Origin of the sequence: Glaciibacter sp. 2TAF33, assembly GCF_052114945.1 — a bacterium.
Taxonomy (GTDB): Bacteria; Actinomycetota; Actinomycetes; order Actinomycetales; family Microbacteriaceae; genus Cryobacterium.
In genome coordinates, this window is sequence record NZ_JBFRFS010000034.1 from 1 (window position 1) to 552 (window position 552).

At 70.5% G+C, this 552-nt stretch carries 1 pseudogene; it reads left to right on the forward strand.

From position 1 onward, the window contains the following. Positions 1-552: pseudogene (locus AB4Y94_RS17790) on the forward strand (HNH endonuclease signature motif containing protein); the annotation flags it as partial.

Sequence of the window (552 nt, forward strand, 5' to 3'; positions counted from 1 at the left end):
GGCGCCGGGGGCGGGGCGGGACCGGTTCCGGGGCACCAAACCCGACCTGATCGTCACCGTCCCGATGCTCACCCTCCTCGGCGTCACCGAGGAACCCGGCAACCTCGACGGATACGGGCCGATCGACCCCGACACCGCCCGGGACCTCGCCTCCCGATGCCCCACCGCGATCCGGATCCTCACCCACCCCGAAACCGGCGCCACCCTCTCCGTCGGCCGYGACCGCTACACCGTCCCCGCCGACCTGAAACGGCTCCTCGAAATCCGCGACGGCACCTGCCGGGCCCCGTTCTCCAACCGCCCAGTCCGACAAACCGACCTCGACCACACCCTCGACTGGCAATACCACGGCGAATCCGCCCACAACAACCTCGCCCACCTCAGCCGCGCCGCRCACATCCTCAAACACCAAGCCGGCTGGACCTACACCCAAGCCCGCGACGGCAGCGGCACCCTCACCTGGACCACCCCCACCGGCCACACCTACATCACCGAACCCGACACCCCCATCACCGCCACCCTCCACCCCACCGCGACAACCGCGACCGCACA